This window comes from Hoeflea sp. 108 (genome assembly GCF_000372965.1).
In the GTDB taxonomy this organism is placed as follows: domain Bacteria; phylum Pseudomonadota; class Alphaproteobacteria; order Rhizobiales; family Rhizobiaceae; genus Aminobacter.
In genome coordinates this window covers 151126-167424 of record NZ_KB890024.1, presented here as the reverse complement: position 1 = coordinate 167424, position 16299 = coordinate 151126, and the positions used below count along the sequence as shown (strand labels likewise).

Genomic DNA, 16299 nt, shown 5'->3' with positions numbered 1-16299 from the left:
GAACCTTGCCACGCCGACCCTGCCCTCATCCGGCCCTATAGGCCACCTTCTCCCCGCGAGCGGGGAGAAGGTGCAAGAAGATCAGCCGACGATCAGCTCGGTCCACTTCTGGTTAATCCAGTCGGCCTTGGTGGTGTAGAGGTCATAGCGCGGGATGATCGGCGCGATATCTGACGAGACGGCGGCGAACTCGTCGGCCGTCAGGTCCATCAGCTCGCGCTTGACGGTGGGCGAAGTGCCGACCTTGCGCGACATTAGAGCCTGCACCGATGGCTGGCACATGTGGTCGATGAAGGCGTGCGCCTCCTCGCTCTTCTTCGAGGCGCGCGACAGCACCCACGAGCCGGCATCCTGGATGCCGCCTTCCTTCGGGAAGGTCGAGCGCACCGGCTGCCCCTCGGAAGCGGCGAGGCCGGTGACATCGTGGTAATACTGGCCCATCGGGATCTCACCCGACTTCAGCGCCTGCTCGAATTGTGCCTCGTCGCGATACCAGAGCCGCACGTTGGGCTTCACTTCGGCGAGCTTTTCGAAGGCCTTGAGGATGCCTTCCTCGGTGTCGAGCGCGTTGGTGCCGCCCATGAAGGTCTTGGCCGTCACTTCGAGCAGGAACGAGTTGGAGGCAAGCGCCAGAAGGCCGAGCTTATCCTGGTTTGCCGGGTCCCAAAGCGCCGTCCACGAATCCGGCGCAGTCGGGAAGACGTTGGTGTTGGTCACCAGGGTGATGTACCAGGCCACCGCTCCGATGCCGGCGACCGCGCCGTCAGGGTACTTATTGACGAAATGGTCGATAAGGTTGGAGCTGTTCTTGATCTTGGCGAGGTCGAGCGGCGCCCACAGCTTGGTCGACTGGCCCTTGAGCACCGACGTCTGCGACATCATTGAAAGGTCCGCCGGAGCCTGGCCTGCCTTGGCGGCCTGCTCGAGCTGCACCAGCCAGGCCTCGCCGGTCGGCTCGGCCACCGATTCCACCGCGATGCCGGTCGACTTGGTGAATTCGGGGAAGATGTGCTCGTCGAAGGATTTCTTGAAGTAACCGCCATAGACGCCGATCTTGATCGACTTGTCCTGTGCTCGCAGGACGGCAGGCATGGCGAGCATGGCCGCCGAGGCTACGCCGGCCCCAAGCACGGCGCGACGGTTCATCGGGTGGTTCAGAATTCTGGTCATTGTTCTCTCCTCATTTTCCGCCGGCTTTGCGCCGGCTGTTCCCATTTGAAAGTCTTCATTGTGAAGCCCGTTCAACGGGCCGCGGTCTTGGCCTCCAGCCGCCGTGCGTATTGTGTCAGCGGGTAGCAGAGCACGAAGAAGATCAACGCGACCAACCCATAGACCTTGAATGGTTCGAAGGTGGCGTTGTTGATCGCGTTCGACGTCCTGAGCAGTTCCTCGAAGCCGATGATCGAGGTCAGCGCGGTGGCCTTGATCAGCTGGACCAGGAAGCCGACGACCGGTGCGCGGGTGATGGCGAAGGCCTGCGGCAGGATCACCAGCCGCAGTTCCTGAATGTGGTGCAAGCCGAGGCTGGCTGCGGCGTCCCACTGGCCGCGCGGCAGCGCATCGACACCGCCGCGCCAGATCTCGGCGAGATAGGCGCTGGCAAAGAAGGTCAGTCCGAGCACTGCCGCCGTCCACGGCTCGATGCGGAAGCCCAGCATCGGCAGGCCGAAAAACATCAGGAACAGCTGCATGAGCAGCGGTGTGCCCTGGAACAGCGCAATGTAGCCGCCGGCGAAACGGCGCGCCCACTTGGCCTTGGAGATGCGCAGGAACAGGATGGCGATGCCGACGATGCCGCCGCCGATGAAGGCTGCGATCGACAGAAGCACGGTCCAGCGCGTCGCGAAGATCAGGTTGCGCAGGATGTCCCAGAAGGTGAACTCGATCATGACACACCCGCCGAGAGCGTGCGCCGGCCGACGCCGACGAGGATGCGGCGCAGTGCGATCGAAAGACCGAGATAGATCATGGTGACGACGAAATAGGTCTCGAACGCGCGGAAGGTGCGGGCCTGCAGCATGTCGGCCTCATAGGTGAGTTCGCGCACTGCGATCTGCGACACGACCGATGACTCGAGCATCATGATCACGATCTGGCTGGTCAGCGCCGGAAAGATGACTTTCAGCGCCTGCGGCAGCACGATCTTGACGAAGACCTGGCGCGGCCGCAAGCCCAAGGCAGCCGCAGCCTCGTGCTGGCCCCTGGGCACGGCGTCGAGGCCGGCGCCGACGATCTCGGTGGTGTAGGCGGCCATGTTGAGCGTCATCGCCAGGATGGCGGCGACGATCGGGTCGAGCCGGATGCCGATCGCCGGCAGGCCGAAGAAGATGAAGAACAGCTGCACCAGGAACGGCGTGTTCCTGATCACCTCGACATAGACAGTGATGGCATGTTTCAGCCATTTCGGCCCGCTGCGCCGGCCGGCTGCCGCCAGCACCGATATCAGCGTGCCGGCAATCGTCGTCACGACGATCAGCAGGACCGTCATGGCGGCGCCGCGGGCGATTGCGCCCGCGGCCCCTTCAAGCCAGCCGAAGTCGAGGCTGTAGCTCACCGATCAGTCCTTGAGGTTCTCGGGGTTGAGCGGAACTTTCAGCCACTGCTCCGATGACTTGCCGAGACGTCCGTCGGCCAGCATGGCGGCAACCGTGTCGTTGATGACCTTCTTCAGGCCTTCCTCGTTCTTGTTGAGGCCAATATGCGACGGCGAGGTCAAAAGCTGGAACTTCTGCTCCGGCTTCAGCGCCTCCTGGCGCGCCAGCACCTGGGCGCCGACGTCGTTGCCCACCACCATCAGCTGGGTCTGGCCGGAGATGAAGGCCTGGATGACGGCGTTGTAGTTGTCGAAACGCTTGATGTCGGCAGTGGCCGGCGCGGCCTCGGTCAACGAGGTGTCTTCGAGCGTGCCGCGGTTGACGGCGATCGACTTGTCGCCGAGGTCTTCCTTGCCCGAGACCTTGAGTTCGGCGGGGCCGATCACGGCGATGTAGTAAGGTGCGTAGGCCGCGGCGAAGTCGATGACCTGCTCGCGCTCCTTGGAATAACCGACGCTCATCAAAAGATCGACGCGATGATCGTTGAGATAGGGAATGCGGTTCTGGCCGGTCACCGCAACGGGGTTCAGCTTGACCTTGAGCGCATCGGCGATGGCCTGCGCCACATCCATGTCATAGCCCTTGAGGCTCATATCGGCGCTGGCCGAGGAAAAGGGCGGGAAGTCGGCGAAGACGCCGACATTGATCTGGCCGGCCTTGGCGATGTCTTCCAGCGCATCGGCATTGGCCGGCGCTGCGGCGAAAGCGGCTGCGCCCGCGACAACCAGAGCGGCGACCGTCGACTGCAGAAATGTCCTGATGTTCATGTGATGGTTCCCTCTGGAATGTTGTTGAAGCTTCTCGTTAGCATCTGGCCGCCTTTTCCAGAACAGCGGCCAGACGAAATCGTTGTGGTCAGGCGCCCTTGTTGGCAACGAAGGGGCTGAACATCATCAGGCTCAGGATCTCGAACAGCACCTGGGCGCCGGCATGCGCGGTGTTGGTGGTCGAATCATACTGCGGCGCCACCTCGACGACGTCGCCGCCGACCAGGTTGAGGCCCTTGAGGCCGCGGATGATTTCCAGCACTTCGCGCGTCGTCAGGCCGCCGACCTCGGGCGTCCCGGTGCCGGGCGCAAAGGCCGGGTCGAGGCTGTCGATGTCGAAGGAGAGATAGGTCGGACCGTCGCCGACGATCTTCTTCGCCTTTTCGATGACGGCGAGGATGCCCATGCCGGTGATCTCCTCGGCGTGGATGACGGTCATGCCGGATTCGTAGGAGAACTCCCACAGATATTCGGCCGAACCGCGGATGCCGATCTGGATGACGCGGGTGGGGTCGAGCACCCCGTCGAGCACGGCGTTGCGGAACGGGCCGCCGTGGTGGAACTTGGTCAGGTCATAGGCGCCGCCGGTGTCGCAATGGGCGTCGATATGGATCATGCCGACCGGGCGCTTCTTACCGACAGCCTTGAGGATCGGATGGGTGATCGAGTGGTCGCCGCCGACCGACAGCGGCACGACGCCAGCGTCGACAATCTGGCCGATGCGGCGCTCGATGTCCTCATGGCTGAGCTCAAGCCGGTAGCGGCTGCGGAAGGCGATGTCGCCGATATCGGCGACGCGCAACTCCTGCACCGGGGCGCAGTCGAGCACATGATTGTAGGGTCCGATGCGTTCGATGGCGCGCACCGCGCGCGGGCCGAAGCGCGAGCCCGGACGGTTGGTCACGCCGAGATCCATCGGCACGCCGACCATCGCGACCTGCAGGTCGCCGAAATCGGGATTGTCGTTGTCGACCGGCAGGTAGGGCGCGGTCAGAAAGGTCGGGATGCCAGAGTAAGGCGCAAGGCGCGTGCCCGACTTGTTGAAGATCTTGTCGGCGACGCGGCGGAACTTCGGGTCGAACAGGTCGCCGCCATGGCCCTCGCCATATTTCTTGCGCAGCTCGTCAAGTTTTTTGACGTCGAAACCCATGATGTCCTCCTGTGGTCCGAGATGGCCATGCGGGCGATCGCCTGTGGCTGTCCGCTCCCGGCGGACGGCCTGACACCTCATGTTCCCCGCATGCTTTTTGCTTGTTATCGGACAAGTCTCCGGCAGCGCCGTTGAAATAGCAATTGATAATGTTAAGGTCTCTGCTGTGAGAATTTCTCACAGCAGAGACCCCTTCCAGGCGGAGTTTTCATGTCCCGGCGCCTGCCCCCGCTGAACCCGCTTCGCGCCTTCGAGGCGACCGCGCGCCATGGCTCGCTGACCAAGGCCGCGGGCGAGCTCAACGTCACCCATGGTGCGATCAGCCACCAGATCCGCGCGCTCGAGGCGACGCTGAAGGTCAAGCTTCTGGAGCGCAGCGGCTCGCGCCTCAAGCTCACTCCGCAAGGCGCCGAGCTTCTGCCTGCCGTATCGGGCGCCTTCGAAAGCATTGCCTCCGCCACCGCCCGCATGACCAGACCAACAAGCTCCGGCAAGCTCACCGTCTCCTGCGTGCCGGCGCTGCTGTCATTGTGGCTGGTGCCGCGCATCGGCGGCTTCACCGCGCAGTATCCGGGCATAAGCCTGCGCCTCAACGCCTCCAACGACGCACGCGACATCCATTCGCCCGACGTCGATGTCTGCGTGCTCTATGGCGACGGCAGCTGGACCGACTGCTGGCTGAAGAAGTGGTCGACGCTCGAATTGTTTCCCGTCGTCAGCCCGACGCTGATCAACAACCGGCCGATCCGCAGCGTGCGCGACCTCGCCGACCACGTGCTGCTCCATGCCGACGAAGGGCGCGAGTGGCACACCTGGCTGGCGGCGGCCGATGCGCTCGACGTGCGCCCGAGGCAGCAGCACCGCATGTCAGGCGCGAGCCTGACCACTGAGGCTGCAGTGCACGGCCATGGCCTCGCGCTCGGCGACACGGTCACCGCATCCAGCCTTCTCGCTCGCGGCCAGCTGGTGACACCCTTCAACCTGTCGGTGCCAGCGGTCGATGCCTTCTATGTCGTCTGCCGCAACGAAGTGCGCTCGGCGCCCATCGTGCAGTCCTTCATCGACTGGCTGTTTGCCGAGCGTGAGGAACTGCCCGCGCCCGAGCAGGTGACCGGCCAGATCAGCATTCGCAAGCGTCGCGGGCAGAAGGCCGCGCCGGCGGCATGAGCAGCCGCGCCGCCTATTTCATCCAGCCGATGCAACCATGAGGCCACGGATCGATTTTTGTGGTCGGGCGCTTGATCGCCGGTGCGCTATATCCCAAAGCTAGCAACGCAAGCGCGCCGCTGGCGGGCCGCAGCACTTTGTATCTGCGCATGATCCCATCCGAAACCGGGAGCCATGCGCCGGGAGGACCGAGGCGGAATGGCAAGGACCGACATTGCAAGGCGGGTGTACAACCACACCTGGAAGCTCGATCCGATCGTCCGCTCGCTGCTCGACACGGATTTCTACAAGCTTCTGATGCTGCAGATGATCTGGGGCATGCACGGCAAGGTCGACGCTACATTCTCGTTGATCAACCGCGCCACCTCGGTCAAGCTCGCCGAAGAGATCGACGAAGGCGAACTGCGCGAGCAGCTCGACCACGCACGGTCGCTGCGCTTCTCCAAGAAGGAGATGATCTGGCTGGGCGGTAACAATTTCTACGGCCGCAAGCAGATCTTCGAGCCGGAATTCCTGGCCTGGCTCGAAGATTTCCAGTTGCCCGAATACCACCTCGAAAAGCGCGACGGCCAGTATGAGCTGACTTTCGCTGGCCCGTGGATGTACACCACGCTGTGGGAGATCCCTGCTCTCGCAATCATCAACGAGCTGCGCTCCCGTTCGGCCATGAAGGCCTTCGGCCCGTTCGCGCTCGACGTGCTTTATGCGCGCGCCAAGGCCAAGATGTGGGACAAGACCGAGCGGCTGAAGAAACTGCCCGACATCAAGATCTCGGATTTCGGCACCCGTCGCCGCCACTCATTCCTGTGGCAGCGCTGGTGCGTCGAGGCGCTGAAGGAAGGCATCGGCAACGCCTTCACCGGCACCTCCAACGTGCTCCTGGCCATGGACACCGACCTCGAAGCGCTCGGCACCAATGCGCATGAATTGCCGATGGTCTATGGCGCGCTCGCCGACAACGAGGATGAGCTTAAGCAGTCGCCCTATAGGGTGCTGCGCGACTGGCAACGCTATTATGGCGGCAACCTGTTGATCGTGCTGCCAGACGCGTTCGGCACCGCTGCCTTCCTGCGCGATGCGCCTGACTGGGTAGCCGACTGGACTGGTTTCCGTCCCGACAGTGCCCCGCCCATCGAGGGCGGCGAACGCATACTGAAATGGTGGCGCGAACGCGGCCAGGACCCACGCTCGAAGCTGTTGATCTTCTCCGACGGCCTCGACGTCGACACCATCATCGACACCTACCACCACTTTAAGGGCAAGGTGCGCATGTCCTTTGGCTGGGGCACCAACCTGACCAACGACTTCGAAGGCTGCGCGCCGCGGCCAACCGACCGGCTGAATGCGATTTCACTGGTCTGCAAGGTCACCGAGGCCAACGGCCGTCCCGTGGTGAAGCTCGCCGACAACCCGGCAAAGGCGACCGGCGACAAAGCCGAGATCGCCCGCTACCTGCGCATCTTCGGCGAGAAGGATCGCGTTGAACAGTTGGTGAAGGTCTAGTCGAGAGGCGGCTACGGATGAAGTGGGTTCCGAGCCGCAAGACCATCGTGCTCCTGCTGTTGCTCGTCACCTATTTCGCCCTCGGCGTGATCGATACCCTCTCCATCTCAGGGCAAGCCACCAAAATCGGTTTCTCGTTCCTGTCCAGCCTGCTGGTCGCACAGTGGTGCTATCAGGATTCACTGACGCGCCCGGTTTCGGTGACCCGGTGGAACCTGTGGCTGCTGGTGATAACGTCAGCGCTCGGACTGCTGGTCTACCTGTTCCGGTCGCGCTCGGTGGGCAATGCTATGATAGCAGTCGCCAAGTCCACGGCCTTCTTCCTTGCCATGATTGTCAGCTATGCGATCGGCTTCGTCGTGGTCGAATCCACGAACTAAAGCACTGGATCCGAATACGGTTGTCCTCCAGCACCACCGACATGTGGCACATTGAAACCGTGAAAACGCAGCCTGCAACAACGATGGGCAAAGTCCTCCGCCGTTCGGCAGCAATCGTTGCGGCAATGTTGCCGAGCGCCCCTGCCTTCGCCCATGCCTCCGACCGGGGCCACGTGCTGCTGCTTCCAACCGGACACTACATGGCCGGCGCAGCGTTTGCGGTTGCCGCGAGCTTTCTTGTCTTGGCTCTGGTGCCGCCGCAGCGGCTTGTCGCGTTATGGCGGCAGCGGCTGGCCCTTGGCCCTGTGCCCGACCTTGCCTTGCCCTTGAGCCTGCTGTCTTTCATGGGCTTTGCAATGCTGCTCGCCGCGGGCCTGTTTGGCAGCCGCGACCCGCTGTCCAATCCCTTGCCCCTCGTTGTCTGGACACTGCTGTGGGTCGGCCTGACGCTGGTCCAGGGCCTCGCCGGCAATGCCTGGCGCTGGCTCAATCCCTGGTACGGGCCATACCGGCTGATCGCCAAGGTGATGGGAAATGCAGAACCCCGCGAGAGCGCGCTCAAGTTTCCTGCATGGGTCGGCTACTGGCCGGCCTTCGTGCTGTTTGCCGCCTTCGCCTGGTTCGAGTTGATCTATCCGGCGCCCGACGATCCCGAACGCCTCGCCATCGCCGCCGGCCTCTACTGGGTCGTTTCATTCGCCTTTATGCTCGCCTTCGGCTTCGAACGCTGGAGCCGGCATGGCGAATTCCTGTCGGCCTTCTTCACCATGATATCGCGTTTCGGCATTATCGAGGGTGAACGGCAGGGCAACAGGCTGAAACTCGCGCTGTGTTGGCCCGGCGCCAAGCTCGACCGGGTCGAGCCGTTGCCGCTGTCGGGGGCGCTGTTCCTGCTGCTGACGCTCGCCTCGGTCTCCTTCGACGGCTTTTCGAAGACTTTCGTCTGGCTTGGCTGGAACGGCGTCAACCCGCTCGAATTCCCCGGCCGTTCGTCACTCATTGGCATCAACAGCACCGGGCTTGCTGCGATGTTCGTCATGCTCGCCGGCCTTGGGCTTGTTGCCGTGCCGGCCGGCGAAAGGCTGGTTCGAAGCACGTTGCCGCTGCCCAAGGCTGCCGGGCTGTTGGTCTGGTCGATCGTGCCGATCGCGCTTGCCTATCATTTCTCGCACTATCTGACGTCGCTGCTGGTCAACGGCCAATATGCGATTGCCGCCCTGTCGGACCCGTTCGGCCACGGCTGGAACCTGTTCGGCACAGCCGGGATGACGGTCGAGGCGGGCATCGTGATGGGGGCGGACTCGGCATGGTGGCTGTGGAACCTGCAGGCCGCAGCCATCGTCGCAGGCCATGTGCTGGCCGTACTCGCAGCCCATTTGCTGGCCTACCGGCTTCACCCGAGGGCCGCCCGAGCAACGCTGAGCCAGCTGCCGCTGACGCTGCTGATGATCGGCTACACAGTCTTTGGCCTGTGGCTGCTCTCGACCCCGACTGCCGGATAGTTCAAATGCAGGAGTTGCTGACCCTGGGTAAGGTTCTATTGCCAGCCCGAGGATCGGTGATCTAGTTTGCATGCATCCGGTTTTCGCTCCAACAAAGACTTCCAATCCGCAGCATCGGCAGTCAAAAGCGCACAAGGGGACAGGGCATGACCGACAGCAACGGCTTCTTCGATCTCAGCAGGAAAAACATCTCGCGCCGCGCGGCGCTCAAAGGCATCGCCGCGGGCGCCGGCCTGATGGCAGCCCCGGGTTTCGTGCGCTACTCGCAGGCGCAGTCGTCGGCACCGATCAAGATCGGTTTCCAGGCGCATCGCACCGGCATCGGCGCTGCCTATGGCCGCTGGTACGAGAAGACGACCAATGCCGCGGTCAAGCTCATCAACGATGCCGGCGGCATCAATGGCCGCCCAGTCGAGATCATCGTCGAGGATGACGGCACCGACCCCAAGCGCGGCGCCGAGGTGGTCGGCAAGTTCGCCTCACAGCACAAGACGGACGTGGTCTATGGCACGCTGTTTTCCCATGTGGTCGTCGGCTCGGCGCCGACCGCCGGCGAGCTCAAGATTCCTTATTACGTGGTCAGCGAGGGCTATCACGTCGCTTCGGGCAAGATGAACCGCTGGGTGTTCCAGCCCGGGATCACCGACGTGCGCTCGCAGGTCACCTCGGTCGCGCCATGGGTCGCGGCCAACCTCGGCAAGAAGGTGACGATGATCTATCCCGATTATGCCTTCGGCTACGATCACCGCGACTATTTCGGCCCCGCCATCAAGGCGCAGGGCGGCGACGTGATCGCCCAGATCCCGATCCCGCCGACGGAAAGCTCGTTCACCAAATACCTGCCGCAGATCCCGGCGCATACCGAGGTGCTGTACCACGTCATGGTCGGCCCCGGCGTCTTGACCTTCGTCAAGGAACTGGGCGAGTTCTACGGCTCGAACAAGCCGCAGCTGTTCGGCTTCATCGACTCGCTCGAAGCGGTCGACATCAACAGCCCAGGGCTCGAATTCCTCGATGGCAGCCATTTCTGGGAAGGCTCGCCGCGCTATGCGCAGGCCAATGACAGCGAGGCGCAGAAAGCCTATCGCAAGGCAGTCGGCATCGACGACAATGGCGCCTCGGTGAGCGACCCGAAGGACGTGTCCACCGCCGCCCACATGTTCGGCTGCTGGGAGACGCTCTACGTCATCAAGAAGGCGATGGAAGACGCAGGCTACAAGGGCCCCGAGGACCGCGCCAAGCTGGTCGAGGCGACCGAGGCGCTGACCGAGTTCAAGGAAGGGCCGGAGCATCCGCAAGGCGACAAGATCTTCAACGGCAAGATCCATCAGGTCTTCGGCCACCAGAACATCTCCAAGGTCGAAGGCGGCAAGCTCAACGTCGTGCACCGGACATCGATCGAGGACGGCATCTACGCACCCGAGGCGGACTACACGACGCAGCCGCTGTGAGCTGAAGATGCCAATGCCGGTGCTGCCCGTCATCCCCCTGCCGGGACCTTCTCCCCGCAGAACGGGGAGAAGGAGGATGGCCGCAACGCTAACGCCCCCCTCGCCCCGTTTACGGGGAGAGGGTAAGGGTGAGGGGCAGCGCTGCCATTGCCGGACAATCGACACCTGAATGCCCTTCTTACCCCACCTCCTGTTGGCCACGCTCGAAGGCCTCGTCACCTCTGCGGTGCTTGCTTTGACGGCACTTGGCCTGTCGTTGGTCTTCGGCGTCATGCGCATCGTCAATGTCGCGCATGGCGAGTTCTTCATGCTGGGCGCAGTGCTCGCCTGGGCGATCACGTCAGCCGTCACCGGCCATCCGGCACTGGGTTTTGCTGCCGCTCTGGTGCTGTCGCCGCTGATCGTGGGCTTCGTCGCCTGGATATCGGAGCGGCTGGTGCTCAGCCGGATCGAGTACAACCCCGAAGCAACGATCGTCGCCACCATCGGCCTGCTCTACATCATCCAGCAGCTGGCGCTGACCTTCTACGGTCCGGAAGCGCGGCCGGTGACGCCGCCGTTCAACTACCGCATCCAACTGCCATGGTTCGGCTATTCCGGCTACAAGCTGTCGATCATCGCAGCTTCGGCACTGCTTTTGATTGCCGCCTGGTTCGTCTTGACCCGCACCAGGATCGGGCTGGTGATGCGCGCCACCCAATATGACCGCGAGACGGCGCAGGCCTTCGGCATCCCGGTCGGACGTGTCTATGGCGCGGTATTCGCGCTCGGTGCCATGCTGGCGGCAATCGCTGCGGTGCTGATCGTGCCGATCAGCCAGGCCCATTACCTGATGGGGCTCGACCCGCTGCTCCTGTCCTTCATCGTCGTCATTGTCGGCGGGCTCGGTTCGCTGCGCGGCACCGTGGTGGCGGCGCTCCTGATCGGCGTCTCCGATGGCATCATTTCGGTGTTCTTCTCGCCGACATTGGCCAAGATCATCGCCACGCTGCTCGTCGCCCTGGTGCTGGTGTTCCGCCCGCAGGGCCTGTTCGGAGCGGCGACGAAATGAGCGGCGACGGGACGGCTAAGGTCTACGCCCTGCATGCGGCGGTCATCGCTCTGCTCGTCGCGCTCAACTTCGCCCTGCCCGAGTATCACCATGCCGTGCTGGCAAGGGTGTTGGTGCTCGCGGTCTTTGCCATGGGCTACAACATGCTGTTCGGTTATGCCGGGCTGCTCAGCCTCGGCCACGCCATGTTCTTCGCCGCCGGGCTCTACGGCGCCGGCCTGCCGCTCTACCATCTCGGCTGGGGCGTGCCTGCCGCCTTCGCCTCGGGCCTCGCCGCCGGCCTAGTGGTCTCGGCAGGGATCGGCCTGCTCGCGCTCAGGACATCGGGCGTCGCCTTCATGATCGTCACCATGATGTTCGCGCAGGTGTTTTATCTCGTCACGCTCTATTTCGGCGAATGGACGCGCGGCGACGAAGGGCTGGTGCTGCAGCAGCAGGCAAGGCAGGTCGCCTTGGGCGAGACTACGCTCGATCTCACCAATCCGACGACGCGTTATCTTCTCGCGGTTGCCCTGTTCGCCATCGTTCTGTTTGCCACGCTCGCCGTTGTGCGTTCGCGCCATGGCCGCGTGCTGGTGGCGATCCGCGAGAACGAGGAGCGCACCAGGATGCTCGGCTACGACACCTTCACAAACAAGCTGGCGGCGGTGGTGACCTCGGGCGTCATCTGCGCCGCTGCCGGTGCCGCCTATGCGCTCTTGTTCGGCTATGTCGGCTCGACCTTCGCTTCGGTGCAATATTCGATCCTGCCGCTGCTCTGGGTGCTGCTCGGCGGCGCTGCGACGACGCTCGGGCCGCTGATCGGCACCCTGTTCATGTACTACGTCATCGACATCGCCAGCGGCTACACCTCGGCCTACATGCTGGTGGTCGGCGTGGTGCTGATCCTTCTGGTGCTCTATTTCCGCAAAGGCGTGCTTGGCACGGTGCGGGAGCGCTGGGTCAGGTGGTTGCCATGACGCCGTTGCTTGTCGTCAGGAACCTGTCGCGCCAATTCGGTGGCCTGCGCGCCGTCGACGATGTCGATTTTTCGGTTATGCCCGGCGAGATCCGGGCTGTCATCGGACCCAACGGCGCCGGCAAGACCACCTTCGTCAGCCTGGTGTGCGGCCGCTACGCGCCGAGTGCGGGCACAATCGTCTTCGACGGCGAGGACATCACCGACATGCCGGCTCATCTTAGGGTCCGGCGCGGCATCGCCTACACCTTCCAGATCACCAGCGTCTTCGCCAATCTCTCTGTCTATGACAATGTCGCCCTGCCGCTGCAGCGGACCTTGACCGACGGCCGCTCACGCGGGGCGGTGCGGCAAGGGGTGATGCAGGCGCTGGAGCGTGTCGGGCTTGGCTCGCGCGCCGACATCCCAGCGGGCACACTGGCCTATGGCCATCAGCGCCTGCTGGAAGTCGCCATGGGGCTGGCGCTGAAGCCGCGGCTGCTCATCCTCGACGAGCCGACGCAAGGACTGGCGGACAGCGAGATCGAAGGCTTCATCACCCTGGTACGCGACATCTCCAGGGACGCGACGGTGCTCTTGATCGAACACAACATGCAGGTGGTGATGGCGCTCGCCCACCGCATCACCGTTCTCAATGCCGGGCGTATTCTCGCCGAAGGCACGCCGCCGGAAATCCGCGCCAATGCGGCGGTGCAAGAGGCCTATCTCGGCACCATCGGGGAGGCCGGCGCATGAGTGCCGTGCTGACGATTTCAGGGCTCGATTGCTTCTATGGCGAGGTGCAGGTGCTGCACGGGCTCGACCTCGAGCTGAACAAGGGCGAGGTTTTGTGCCTGCTCGGCCGTAATGGCGCGGGCAAGACCACGACGCTGAAGGCGATCATGGGACTGGTGCGGGCGCGGGCCGGCTCGATCCGGCGCGGCGGGCGGGAGCTCACCGAGTTGCCTGCGCATGAGGTGCCCAGGGCCGGCATCGCCTATGTGCCGCAGGGCCGGCGTCTGTTTGCCGAGCTCACCGTCGCCGAAAACATCGAAATCGGGCTGATGACGCGGCGCAAGGGCGCCGTGACCCGCGAGGCGGTCCTAGACCTGTTCCCGGTGCTACGCGAACGGCTGAAGCAGCGCTCCGGCACGCTGTCGGGGGGCGAGCAGCAGATGCTGGCCATGGCGCGCGCGCTCTGCCTCGAACCCGACGTGCTGCTGCTCGACGAGCCGACCGAAGGGTTGATGCCGTCGATGATCGCGCGCATTCGCGAGACGGTGGCCAGCCTGCGCCAGCACGGCGTGTCTACCATCCTGGTCGAACAGCGCGTCGATGCGGTTCTGTCGCTGGCCGACCGCGTCGCCTTCATCGAAAACGGCCGCAATCGCGAGACGGTCGACGTCGCACGGCTGCACAAGGACCCTGAAATGGTAAGGCGCTATGTCGGCGTGGGGTAGCTCCCCGTAGTGACGGGAACAAGGGGCAAGTGCCACTTGTGGGGAGAGGTTAGGGCGGCGCCCGACACCTCCACGTACCTCACCCGAAGAACACGAACCCAGCGATCAGGAAGGTCGGGATCAACACCGCGCCCGACCACAGCATGTAGCCGAAGAAGCCAGGCATCCTGACACCGCTCTCCCTAGCGATGGCATAGACCATGAAGTTGGGTGCGTTGCCGATATAGGTGTTGGCGCCCATGAACACCGCACCGGCCGAGATCGCCATCAGGGTGCCGGCAAAGGTCGTCATCAGCGCCTGCGGATCGCCGCCGGCGAGCTCGAAGAAAACGAGATAGGTCGGCGCATTGTCGAGGAACGACGACAATGCGCCGGTAAGCCAGAAATAGGCGAGGTTGTTGGGCTCGCCGCCTGGCCCGGTGACCAGCGACACCAGCGGTGCAAACGCCCCGTCGAGCCCGGCGCGCAAGATGGCGATGACAGGCACGATGCAGATGAAGATGCCGGCAAACAGCTTGGCGACTTCTGTTATCGGGCCCCAGGAGAAGCCGTTGGCAGCGCGGTATTCCTTGCGAGTGACCACCAGCGAAACAAAGGCCAGCACCAGGATAATGACGTCGCGGACGAGGTTCTGTAGCTCGACATGGACGCCATAGACCGAGAACTCGACACCAGGCTTCCACGACGCCGAAAGCAGGATCGCAGCGATGACGCCTGCAAGCAGCAGAATGTTGGCGAGGCCGCGGATGCGCACCTTCGAATGCGGCGTCGGGTCCTTTACCTTCGGCTGACCCTGCTCGCGCCTATGGAAATGCCAGTCGACAACGAGGAAGGCTGTCAGCACGATGCCGCCGACCAGCAAAGTCTCGCGCCAGAGATGGGTTGTCGTCCAGAAGAAGTCGACGCCACGCAGGAAGCCGACAAACAGTGGCGGATCGCCGAGCGGCGTCAGCGAGCCGCCGATGTTGGACACCAAGAAAATGAAGAAAACGACGACATGGGCGTTGAACGGCCGGTTGTCATTGGCCCGGATCACCGGCCGGATCATGATCATCGAGGCGCCCGTCGTGCCGACGACCGAGGCCAGCAGCGCGCCTATCAACAGCAGGCCAGCATTGACCCGCGGCGTGCCCTCGATATTGCCGGCCAACAATATGCCGCCCGAGATGGCGAACAGCGCAAACAGGAGGATGATGAATGACATGTATTCGAGCAGCAGCGTGTGCAGCACCGCCTCAATCGACACGTCGAAGCCGAAGGACAGCGCCAGCGGCACGACGACCAGGGCTGCCCAGCCGGCTGCGATCTTGCCGTAATGATGTTCCCACACATGCGGGTAAAGCAGCGGTCCGGTGGCGATCGACAGCAACAAGCCGGCGAAAGGCAGCGCCCACAGAAGAGACATCGACGCCCCCGGCAGACCCTGCTCGGCGGCCAACGCCGTCCCCGCACTGCCCAGCAGGCCGGCCAGCGCCAGTGACGCAGCCGCAACACGCGCAAATCTCATTTAGTCCCTCATGCCGACGTATGGCGCCGGACTTTTCGAAATCTTCGTCGTTTCCCCGCGAAGCCCGCTCAGGCGAGCGTGACGCCTGCCGCGCGCATCCTCTCGATCATGGCGTCAAGGGACCCATTGAGGTCGATCGCCCGGCATCCGTCGAGCCGAACAGTGGTGGCAAATCCCTGTGCCACTGCGTCGAGCGCCGAAAAGCCCACGCAGAAATCAGTGGCGAGACCGACAAGCGTAATCTCACCGATGCCACGCTCGCGCAGATAGCCGGCAAGCCCTGTCGGCGTCAGGTGGTCGTTCTCGAAAAAGGCCGAATAACTGTCGATGCCCAGGCGATAACCCTTGCGGATCACCAATTCGGCCTTGCTCCAGGCAAGCCCGGTGTGGAAATCGGCGCCCTTGCTACCTTGGATGCAATGGTCCGGCCACAGCGTCTGCGGGCCATAAGGCATGTCGATCGTGTCATAGGGATTACGGCCCTGGTGGCTCGAGGCGAAGCTCGAATGGCCCGCGGGGTGCCAGTCCTGGGTCAGCACCACATGCTCGGTGTTGCGGATGAGGTCGTTGACCAGCGGCATGATCTCATCGCCGCCCGACACGGCCAGCGCGCCGCCAGGACAAAAGTCGTTCTGCACGTCGATGACGATAAGCGCGTCCGCGGCCATGGAACCTCCTCACGAACAGGGTTTTCGGGGTCGCCGAAACTGAGCCGGATGCCAGCTTAGGTCAACCAGCAAGTTGGCGCGGCGGCCACCTCCACGCCGCCTTTGACAAAAGGTTGCCGAAGGTTATCTTTTGCATGCGAATGATTTGACCGGCTATCGGCC

General features: G+C 63.5%; 16 protein-coding genes. 9 read left to right on the top strand and 7 right to left on the bottom strand.

Going from position 1 to position 16299, the window contains the following annotated elements:
- Positions 1-81: 81 nt before the first annotated feature.
- From B015_RS0100730 to speB, 5 genes are all read right to left on the bottom strand, one after another.
- Entirely contained in the window at positions 82-1161 is a 1080-nt protein-coding gene (locus B015_RS0100730) for an ABC transporter substrate-binding protein (RefSeq protein WP_026226745.1), read from the bottom strand.
- A gap of 80 nt (positions 1162-1241) precedes the next feature.
- A complete protein-coding gene (locus B015_RS0100725) occupies positions 1242-1889 on the bottom strand; it encodes an amino acid ABC transporter permease (RefSeq protein WP_018425725.1) in 648 nt (215 codons plus the stop codon).
- A complete protein-coding gene (locus B015_RS0100720; RefSeq protein WP_018425724.1) occupies positions 1886-2554 on the bottom strand; it encodes an amino acid ABC transporter permease in 669 nt (222 codons plus the stop codon). The genes B015_RS0100725 and B015_RS0100720 overlap by 4 nt, the downstream gene beginning before the upstream one ends.
- A 3-nt stretch (positions 2555-2557) precedes the next feature.
- On the bottom strand, positions 2558-3361 hold the full coding sequence (locus B015_RS0100715) for a transporter substrate-binding domain-containing protein (RefSeq protein ID WP_018425723.1): 804 nt from the start codon (positions 3359-3361) through the stop codon (positions 2558-2560).
- Between the two features lie 88 nt (positions 3362-3449).
- Positions 3450-4511: an agmatinase gene (gene speB, locus B015_RS0100710; RefSeq protein WP_018425722.1), complete on the bottom strand. Its 1062-nt coding sequence runs from the start codon at positions 4509-4511 to the stop codon at positions 3450-3452.
- A 210-nt stretch (positions 4512-4721) separates the two neighbouring features.
- Here speB and gcvA point away from each other — a divergent pair, with 210 nt between their 5' ends.
- The 9 genes from gcvA to B015_RS0100665 all read left to right on the top strand — a co-directional run bounded on the left by gcvA (position 4722) and on the right by B015_RS0100665 (position 13962).
- Positions 4722-5678 carry a transcriptional regulator GcvA gene (gene gcvA / locus B015_RS0100705; protein WP_018425721.1) on the top strand — a complete coding sequence of 319 codons (957 nt, stop codon included), beginning with the start codon at positions 4722-4724 and terminating at the stop codon, positions 5676-5678.
- Positions 5679-5876: 198 nt separating this feature from the next.
- Complete coding sequence (gene pncB / locus B015_RS0100700; RefSeq protein WP_018425720.1) at positions 5877-7181, top strand: nicotinate phosphoribosyltransferase; 1305 nt, start codon at positions 5877-5879, stop codon at positions 7179-7181.
- A 17-nt stretch (positions 7182-7198) separates the two neighbouring features.
- On the top strand, positions 7199-7561 hold the full coding sequence (locus B015_RS0100695; protein WP_018425719.1) for a hypothetical protein: 363 nt from the start codon (positions 7199-7201) through the stop codon (positions 7559-7561).
- Positions 7562-7644: 83 nt separating this feature from the next.
- Positions 7645-9063 carry a hypothetical protein gene (locus B015_RS0100690; RefSeq protein ID WP_018425718.1) on the top strand — a complete coding sequence of 473 codons (1419 nt, stop codon included), beginning with the start codon at positions 7645-7647 and terminating at the stop codon, positions 9061-9063.
- A 146-nt stretch (positions 9064-9209) separates the two neighbouring features.
- Positions 9210-10514, top strand: a complete 1305-nt coding sequence (locus B015_RS0100685; RefSeq protein WP_018425717.1) for an ABC transporter substrate-binding protein — start codon at positions 9210-9212, stop codon at positions 10512-10514.
- 169 nt (positions 10515-10683) lie between these two features.
- Positions 10684-11565: a branched-chain amino acid ABC transporter permease gene (locus B015_RS0100680; RefSeq protein WP_026226744.1), complete on the top strand. Its 882-nt coding sequence runs from the start codon at positions 10684-10686 to the stop codon at positions 11563-11565.
- Positions 11562-12524 (top strand): branched-chain amino acid ABC transporter permease, encoded by a 963-nt coding sequence (locus B015_RS0100675; protein ID WP_018425715.1) that lies wholly within the window; start codon positions 11562-11564, stop codon positions 12522-12524. The genes B015_RS0100680 and B015_RS0100675 overlap by 4 nt, the downstream gene beginning before the upstream one ends.
- A complete protein-coding gene (locus B015_RS0100670; RefSeq protein ID WP_018425714.1) occupies positions 12521-13258 on the top strand; it encodes an ABC transporter ATP-binding protein in 738 nt (245 codons plus the stop codon). Before B015_RS0100675 ends, B015_RS0100670 begins: the two co-directional genes overlap by 4 nt.
- Positions 13255-13962, top strand: a complete 708-nt coding sequence (locus B015_RS0100665; protein WP_018425713.1) for an ABC transporter ATP-binding protein — start codon at positions 13255-13257, stop codon at positions 13960-13962. Before B015_RS0100670 ends, B015_RS0100665 begins: the two co-directional genes overlap by 4 nt.
- Positions 13963-14041: 79 nt before the next feature.
- Here B015_RS0100665 and B015_RS0100660 read toward each other — a convergent pair whose 3' ends face one another.
- Positions 14042-15469, bottom strand: a complete 1428-nt coding sequence (locus B015_RS0100660) for a sodium:proton antiporter (RefSeq protein WP_018425712.1) — start codon at positions 15467-15469, stop codon at positions 14042-14044.
- Positions 15470-15537: 68 nt separating this feature from the next.
- Positions 15538-16137 (bottom strand): bifunctional nicotinamidase/pyrazinamidase, encoded by a 600-nt coding sequence (pncA, locus tag B015_RS0100655; RefSeq protein ID WP_018425711.1) that lies wholly within the window; start codon positions 16135-16137, stop codon positions 15538-15540.
- Positions 16138-16299 lie beyond the last annotated feature (162 nt).

Bases quoted from the DNA above. Each gene is read 5' to 3' on its own strand.
- B015_RS0100725 (WP_018425725.1), bottom strand. From the start codon at position 1,889: ATGATCGAGTTCACCTTCTGGGACATCCTGCGCAACCTGATCTTCGCG.
- B015_RS0100715 (WP_018425723.1), bottom strand. From the start codon at position 3,361: ATGAACATCAGGACATTTCTGCAGTCGACGGTCGCCGCTCTGGTTGTC.
- speB (WP_018425722.1), bottom strand. From the start codon at position 4,511: ATGGGTTTCGACGTCAAAAAACTTGACGAGCTGCGCAAGAAATATGGC.
- gcvA (WP_018425721.1), top strand. From the start codon at position 4,722: ATGTCCCGGCGCCTGCCCCCGCTGAACCCGCTTCGCGCCTTCGAGGCG.
- pncB (WP_018425720.1), top strand. From the start codon at position 5,877: ATGGCAAGGACCGACATTGCAAGGCGGGTGTACAACCACACCTGGAAG.
- B015_RS0100695 (WP_018425719.1), top strand. From the start codon at position 7,199: ATGAAGTGGGTTCCGAGCCGCAAGACCATCGTGCTCCTGCTGTTGCTC.
- B015_RS0100690 (WP_018425718.1), top strand. From the start codon at position 7,645: ATGGGCAAAGTCCTCCGCCGTTCGGCAGCAATCGTTGCGGCAATGTTG.
- B015_RS0100685 (WP_018425717.1), top strand. From the start codon at position 9,210: ATGACCGACAGCAACGGCTTCTTCGATCTCAGCAGGAAAAACATCTCG.
- B015_RS0100680 (WP_026226744.1), top strand. From the start codon at position 10,684: ATGCCCTTCTTACCCCACCTCCTGTTGGCCACGCTCGAAGGCCTCGTC.
- B015_RS0100675 (WP_018425715.1), top strand. From the start codon at position 11,562: ATGAGCGGCGACGGGACGGCTAAGGTCTACGCCCTGCATGCGGCGGTC.
- B015_RS0100670 (WP_018425714.1), top strand. From the start codon at position 12,521: ATGACGCCGTTGCTTGTCGTCAGGAACCTGTCGCGCCAATTCGGTGGC.
- B015_RS0100665 (WP_018425713.1), top strand. From the start codon at position 13,255: ATGAGTGCCGTGCTGACGATTTCAGGGCTCGATTGCTTCTATGGCGAG.
- B015_RS0100660 (WP_018425712.1), bottom strand. From the start codon at position 15,469: ATGAGATTTGCGCGTGTTGCGGCTGCGTCACTGGCGCTGGCCGGCCTG.
- pncA (WP_018425711.1), bottom strand. From the start codon at position 16,137: ATGGCCGCGGACGCGCTTATCGTCATCGACGTGCAGAACGACTTTTGT.